The organism is Pseudomonas sp. GW821-FHT07G10, from assembly GCF_059418545.1.
Genome location: NZ_JBWKQB010000027.1, coordinates 78,206 through 84,524, shown reverse-complemented (window position 1 = coordinate 84,524; position 6,319 = coordinate 78,206). Strand labels below are relative to the sequence as shown.

5 protein-coding genes are annotated in these 6,319 nt (G+C 59.0%); 4 read left to right on the top strand and 1 reads right to left on the bottom strand.

The window, feature by feature from the left end:
- Window positions 1-307: 307 nt before the first annotated feature.
- A complete protein-coding gene (gene mrdA / locus AC07O1_RS24485) occupies window positions 308-2,200 on the top strand; it encodes a penicillin-binding protein 2 (RefSeq protein WP_495024762.1) in 1,893 nt (630 codons plus the stop codon).
- Window positions 2,201-2,210: 10 nt separating this feature from the next.
- Here the strand turns inward: mrdA and AC07O1_RS24480 are convergent, their stop codons facing one another.
- A complete protein-coding gene (locus AC07O1_RS24480; RefSeq protein ID WP_495090431.1) occupies window positions 2,211-3,179 on the bottom strand; it encodes a LysR family transcriptional regulator in 969 nt (322 codons plus the stop codon).
- A 153-nt stretch (window positions 3,180-3,332) separates the two neighbouring features.
- On the opposite strand from AC07O1_RS24480, the gene AC07O1_RS24475 reads away from it, so the two are divergent.
- The 3 genes from AC07O1_RS24475 to AC07O1_RS24465 are packed head-to-tail and all read left to right on the top strand — an operon-like array spanning window position 3,333 to window position 6,312.
- Window positions 3,333-4,634 carry an MFS transporter gene (locus AC07O1_RS24475; protein WP_495090430.1) on the top strand — a complete coding sequence of 434 codons (1,302 nt, stop codon included), beginning with the start codon at window positions 3,333-3,335 and terminating at the stop codon, window positions 4,632-4,634.
- The gene (locus tag AC07O1_RS24470; RefSeq protein WP_494994073.1) at window positions 4,631-5,386 is read left to right on the top strand and encodes a class II aldolase/adducin family protein; all 756 of its coding nucleotides are present in this window, start codon (window positions 4,631-4,633) and stop codon (window positions 5,384-5,386) included. The genes AC07O1_RS24475 and AC07O1_RS24470 overlap by 4 nt, the downstream gene beginning before the upstream one ends.
- Entirely contained in the window at window positions 5,383-6,312 is a 930-nt protein-coding gene (locus AC07O1_RS24465; RefSeq protein WP_495090429.1) for a 2-hydroxyacid dehydrogenase, read from the top strand. The genes AC07O1_RS24470 and AC07O1_RS24465 overlap by 4 nt, the downstream gene beginning before the upstream one ends.
- Window positions 6,313-6,319: the final 7 nt, after the last annotated feature.

The following is a 6,319-nucleotide window of genomic DNA, read 5'->3' as shown; positions in this document are numbered from 1 at the left end:
GGGTTTTGTTTTGCGCGCGATTTGTCGGCGCGGGCTGGCTCGCGATGGCGATTACGAAGACGCCATGGCGCGCACTCGGGCGTCCAGTGATCTATTCAGGCAGTAACCGTCAGAGCGCACGAATTCACACAGTGTGCGTAAGTAAAAGCAGGACTCCAACCGTCGCATTGGCCGCCAAGGACAGCCGTTCAGGGAAATCACCCGCAAGTGACTCGGGACTTTTTGGTATGGTGCAGCTCGTTTTTCAAAAGGACTGATTTCACGCGCAGGGAGCGTCGTTTAACCCATTCAAAGAGCTGCTGTAGAAATGCCCGAACCGATACCGATCAAAGATCACGAAAAAGAAACGCGCCTGGTCAATAAAAGGTTACTGTCCTGTGCGCTGTTTGTCGTCGCCATCTCCTGCGCGTTGGTCGCACGTATGTATTTCCTGCAGGTGGTCGAATTCGACTATCACTCGACGATCTCTGAAAACAACCGGGTGCATGTACTGCCGATCACGCCCACCAGAGGCCTGATTTACGACCGCAATGGCGTACTACTGGCAGATAACCAGCCCAGCTTCAATTTGACCATCACCCGCGAGCGTGCGGCCGACTTGAAAGGCGAGCTGGACTCGATTGTCAGTCTGCTGCACTTGCCGGCTGAAGAGCGGGCTCTGTTCGACAAAGAGATGAAGCAAGCGCGTCATCCCTTTGTTCCCGTCACTCTGTTTTATGAGCTGACTGAGGAGCAGATCGCCGTGCTGGCGGTGAACCAATTCCGTCTGCCCGGCATCGAGGTAGAGCCGCAGTTCGTTCGTCACTACCCGTTGGGCGCGCATTTCGCCCATTCGATCGGCTATGTCGGGCGGATCAACGAGAAAGAATCCAAGGCCCTGGACTCGGTGGAGTACCGCGGTACCCAATCGATAGGCAAGACTGGCATCGAACGCTTTTACGAGTCCGAGCTGCACGGTCATGTCGGCTATGAAGAAGTCGAAACCAATGCTCAGGGCCGCGTGCTACGGGTACTTAAGCACACCGACCCGATTCCGGGCAAAAGCATCGTGCTCAGTCTCGACGTCAAGCTCCAGGAAGCGGCCGAGGAGGCCCTGGGTGATCGACGCGGGTCGGTAGTCGCTCTCGATCCATCGACTGGTGAGGTGCTGGCCATGGTCAGCAAGCCGAGCTTTGATCCGAATCTGTTTGTCACCGGCATCAGCTTCAAGGAATACGCCGCTCTGCACGATTCCATCGACCGACCGCTGTTCAACCGGGTGTTGCGTGGCCTGTATGCGCCCGGTTCGACGATCAAGCCAGAAGTGGCAATTGCCGGGCTGGACGCTGGCGTGGTCACGGCCCAGACCCGGGTCTTCGACCCGGGCTATTACCAGTTGCCAGACTTCGATCACAAATACCGTAACTGGAACCACAGCGGCGATGGTTGGGTCGATATGGACGCGGCGATCATGCGCTCCAACGACACCTATTTTTACGACCTGGCACACAAGCTCGGCATCGACCGACTGCACGATTACATGACCATGTTCGGTCTCGGCGAGAAGGTCTCGCTGGATATGTTCGAAGAGTCGGCCGGATTGATGCCGTCTCAGGCGTGGAAGCGCGCCACCCGTCGCCAGCCGTGGTTCCCCGGCGAAACGGTGATTCTCGGCATCGGTCAGGGCTATATGCAGGTGACGCCGCTGCAACTGGCGCAGGCTACTGCGTTGATTGCCAACAAAGGCGTGTGGAATCGTCCGCACCTGGCCAAGACTGTGGACGGTGTGGCGCCGGTGGATGAGCACCCGATGCCAAACATTCAGCTTAAAGATCCGCGGGATTGGGAGCAGGTCAACCACGGCATGCAGATGGTCATGCACGATCCACGCGGTATTGCCCGCGCGGCGGCTATCGGGGTGCAATACCGGATTGCAGGCAAGAGCGGTACGGCTCAAGTGGTCGCGATCAAGCAGGGCGAGCGTTACAACCGTCTGAAAACTCAGGAGCGCAATCGCGACAACGCCTTGTTCGTCGGCTTCGCCCCAGCGGAACATCCGAAGATCGTCATCTCGGTGATGATCGAAAACGGTGAGGCCGGGGGGCGCGTCGCAGGTCCGGTGGTGCGGCAGATCATGGACGCCTGGCTGCTGGATCAGGACGGGCATCTGAAGCCGCAGTACGCCGCCCCGAGCAAAGCACCGGGCGATCCCCACGTCTGAGGCTGAACCTTCACAGCACCTGCTCACGAATGCTGAGCATGTGCTGGAAGCTCTCCAGAAACACGCTCTCGGCCTGACTCATTCTCTGCTCGCGATTCCACAGAAGCTGGATATCGAAGTCCACCACCCCGTCCTCAGGGGGGAGGCGCCAGAGCAGACCCTGCTCGACATCTCGGCGCACCAGATGAATGGGCAAACAACCGATGCCGAACCCTGCGCAGATCAGGCGGTGAATCTCTTCGAAACTGGTGGAGGATGCGACGATTTTGCCGGTAAACCCTTGCTGGTCGCGAAACAGCGTCAGGGGTGAAAGATTGCCGCCCAACTGGTCGCTGGTGAAGCTGACGAAGTTCTCGGCGGCAATCTGCTCCAGTGTCAGATTCTCCTGCCCGAACAGCCGATGGCGTTGCCCGCAAAAGTACGCATAACGTTCGCGAAATAGCACCCGCTGTTCCAGCCGTGGTTGTACCAGTCGGCACAATCCTACGCCCACGGTCGCGGTCTTTTGCAGCAGCGAACTGATGATGTTCGAGCTGCCCATCACTTCGACTTCAAGCTCGACGTTCGGATGGGTGACATGGAAGTCCGCCAGAAACTCATCGTAGTGCGCCGACTGGACACCGCTGACGGTGAGCAGACGAATCTTGCCCACCAGGTCGTCATGCCGACTCTCCACTACTGTCCCTAGCCGCGAAATATCTCCGTAAATATCCGCAGCAATGCGCAGCACTTCTTCCCCTGTTTCGGTCAGGTCGAAGCGCCTTCCGCTACGTGCAATCAACACACATTCAAGCTGTTCTTCGAGACGTTTGAGCGCCTGACTCACCGCTGACTGAGTGATGTGCAAGCGCGCAGCGGCGCGGCTCATGCTGCCTTCCTGACCGATTACCAGGTAGGTGCGCAAGAGGTTCCAGTCGAGGCGATCATTGAGAAAGCGTCGGCCGACCCATGGGTTGGAGGTGGAGGTAGGTGAGGGCATGATTTTCTCAGTAGTAGCAAGGCTAATAGTAAAGATAAGAATATGAAAATTGACTAATCCTAGCCCGGCGGCGATAAAGCTCACAAGCGCCAGAGAGTGCAACCGGATTCAGCCTTCAGTACCTGCCCAACAATAAATACACAGGGTCCTTGCATGCATACCACCCCTCAGCCGCGACGAGCGGCGGCGGCAGCCTTTATTGGCACCACCATCGAGTTCTACGATTTTTATATCTATGCGACGGCGGCAGCGTTGGTGCTCGGGCAAGTATTTTTCCCCAGCAGCGATCCGGTGATGAGCACCCTTGCAGCGTTCGGCAGTTTTGCGGTTGGCTTCATTGCCCGCCCTATGGCCGGCATGGTGTTCGGCCATTTGGGTGACCGTCTCGGGCGCAAGAAAATGCTCCTGGTGACCATGGCACTCATGGGCCTGGCCACCACCGGCATCGGCCTGTTGCCCAGCTACGCCAGTGCCGGAATCTGGGCACCGATCAGTCTGATTGCGCTGCGGTTGATTCAGGGCATTTCGGTCGGCGGCGAATGGGGCGGGGCGGTGCTGATGGCCAGTGAACATGCACCGGCCAACCGCAAGACGTTCTACGCATCCTTCGCTCAGCTCGGCAGTCCGGCAGGTTTGCTGTTGGCATTGATCGCTTTTCGTCTGGTCACATCCCTTGATCAGCAGGACTTTCTCGAGTGGGGCTGGCGTATGCCATTTCTCGCCAGCGGCGTGCTGATGATGGTCGGTTTGATGATCCGTTCCGGAGTCCACGAGTCGCCGGAGTTCGCCGCAGTGCGGGACAACAACGAGACCGCCAAATACCCGGTGATGGAAGTTATCCGCAGCTGCTGGCGGCAGATCCTGTTTGCCGCAGCGGCGGTGACCATCGGGTCGGCCGGGTTCTTCTTCACCAACACCTTCATGATTACCTACGTCACCCAGTATCAAGGCATCGCTCGCTCGACGATTCTCGACTGCCTGTTTCTGGTGACCATCATCCAGCTACTGTCCCAACCACTCTCCGCGCTGTTGGCCGAGCGTATCGGTGAAGGCCGCTTTCTCAAACTGGTTGCCTTGCTGTGCTTGGTCACGCCGTACCCGATGTTCCTGTTGGTAGGCACGCAAAACATTTTGCTGATGATCATCGGCATCGCTTTGGCGGTCGTCATCCTCTCGGCCTTGTACGCGGTCATCGCCGGTTACATGTCCCAGGCCTTCCCGGTGCACCTGCGCTACTCGGGAATTTCTATCGCATACCAGTTGAGCTGCGCTCTGGCCGGCGGCACCACGCCGCTGATCGGTACGCTGCTGGCGAGCAAGTTTTCCGGACAATGGTTACCGCTGGCGGTGTTCTTCACGCTGCTGTCGGCCGTGTCCTTGATCGGCGTTTGCGGCCTGGCCCGGTTGCGGGCCAACCCGGTCGTCTCCCACGCTCCTAAAGAGGTGTATTCGTGAGCAAACCAGAACACATTAGCCCGGTTGAATGGCAGGCCCGTTGCGAACTGGCGGCGCTGTACCGGATGGTCGCGCACTTTCGCATGACCGACCTGATCGATACCCATATCACCTTGCGCATCCCGGGGCCTGAACATCACTTCCTGATCAATCGCTACGGAGTGATTTTCGACCGGATGCGCGCCTCGGATCTGGTACGTATCGACCAGCAGGGCCGGATCGTCGACCCGGCCTATGGCGATCATCGGGTCAATGCAGCGGGTTTTGTCATCCATTCGGCGATTCATATGGCGCGCCCGGATTTGAACTGCGTGATCCATACCCACACCGCAGCCGGCATGGCGGTGGCGGCCCAGCAGCAGGGGCTGTTGCCGATCAGCCAGCATGCGCTGAAGTTCTACGGCAAGCTGGCCTATCACACCTATGAAGGCATCGCCTTGTCGCTGGACGAACGCGAGCGGTTGATTGCCGATCTGGGGCCGCACAGGGCGATGATCCTGCGCAATCACGGGCTGTTGGTCGGCGGCGCCAGTGTGGCTCAGGCCTTCCAGGAGATTCATTTCCTGGAGCGTGCCTGCCAGGCGCAGGTCCAGGCCCTGGCCGGTGGTTCGGCGCTGCATTTCCCTTCCCCGGAGGTCTGCGCGCACACCGCCGAGCAGTTCGATCGGGATGAGTCCGACAACATCATCGATCTGGCCTGGGAGGCCGCCCTGACCCTGATTGAATCCCAGCGCGAGTCTTACTGCTCATGAACACGGTCGTTCTGCTGTCACGCGACAGCCTCTTGCTCGAGCAACTGCAAACCGCTTTCGCCCGTTCTGCACCGCAAATCAACGCGGTGCTGATGGATGATCCGGCGGCCGCAGCGGCGCAGGTGGCGGCGTGCTGGTTTCCATTGCCCGGCAGTCTGGGGGCGTTGAGCAGTCTTCAAGTCATCCACTCCGTGGCTGCGGGTGTCGATCATCTTGAGCATGACCCGTCGTGTCCCGATTTACCGGTGTGCCGAGTGGTCGACCCTGGTCATCGCCAAGGGATGACCGAGTACGTGCGCTGGGCGGTGATTCACTATCACCGCGGCTTCGACCAGGTACTGCAACAACAGCGCAAAAAAACATGGCAACGCCCGCTGCAACGTTCAGCCAAGCAATTCAGGGTGGGTGTCATGGGCCTTGGCTCGCTGGGTAGCGCCATCGCCAGCGATCTGGCTGCAGCCGGCTATACGGTGCGGGGCTGGGCCCGTGGCGCCAAGAGCTTGCCGGGTGTGCAGGCATTCGCCGGGACTGAAGGCTTCGAGCCTTTTCTCGATGGTGTGGAATTGTTGATCAACTTGCTGCCGCTGACCCCTGAAACCCGCGGCATTCTCGGCAGTACAACGTTTGCCCGGCTCGCCCCCGGCGCAGCGCTGGTCAACTGTGGACGGGGCGCTCATCTGCGGATCGATGATCTCGAACAGGCGCTGGCAAGCGGTCAGTTGCGTGGCGCATTACTTGATGTATTCGAACGTGAACCGTTACCGGTAGAACACAAACTTTGGAGCATGCCCGGGGTGGCGATTACCCCGCATATGGCGTCGGCGGCGTCCCATGACTGTATTGCCGAGCAAGTGGCGGAAAATGTTCGACGCCTGAATGCCGGTGAGCCGTTGTTGAACCGCGTGGATATGACCTTGGGTTATTGAGTAACTT

What these genes read in the sequence shown, in the direction of transcription:
- mrdA (WP_495024762.1), top strand. Translation starts at nt 308, where the DNA reads ATGCCCGAACCGATACCGATCAAAGATCACGAAAAAGAAACGCGCCTG.
- AC07O1_RS24480 (WP_495090431.1), bottom strand. Translation starts at nt 3,179, where the DNA reads ATGCCCTCACCTACCTCCACCTCCAACCCATGGGTCGGCCGACGCTTT.
- AC07O1_RS24475 (WP_495090430.1), top strand. Translation starts at nt 3,333, where the DNA reads ATGCATACCACCCCTCAGCCGCGACGAGCGGCGGCGGCAGCCTTTATT.
- AC07O1_RS24465 (WP_495090429.1), top strand. Translation starts at nt 5,383, where the DNA reads ATGAACACGGTCGTTCTGCTGTCACGCGACAGCCTCTTGCTCGAGCAA.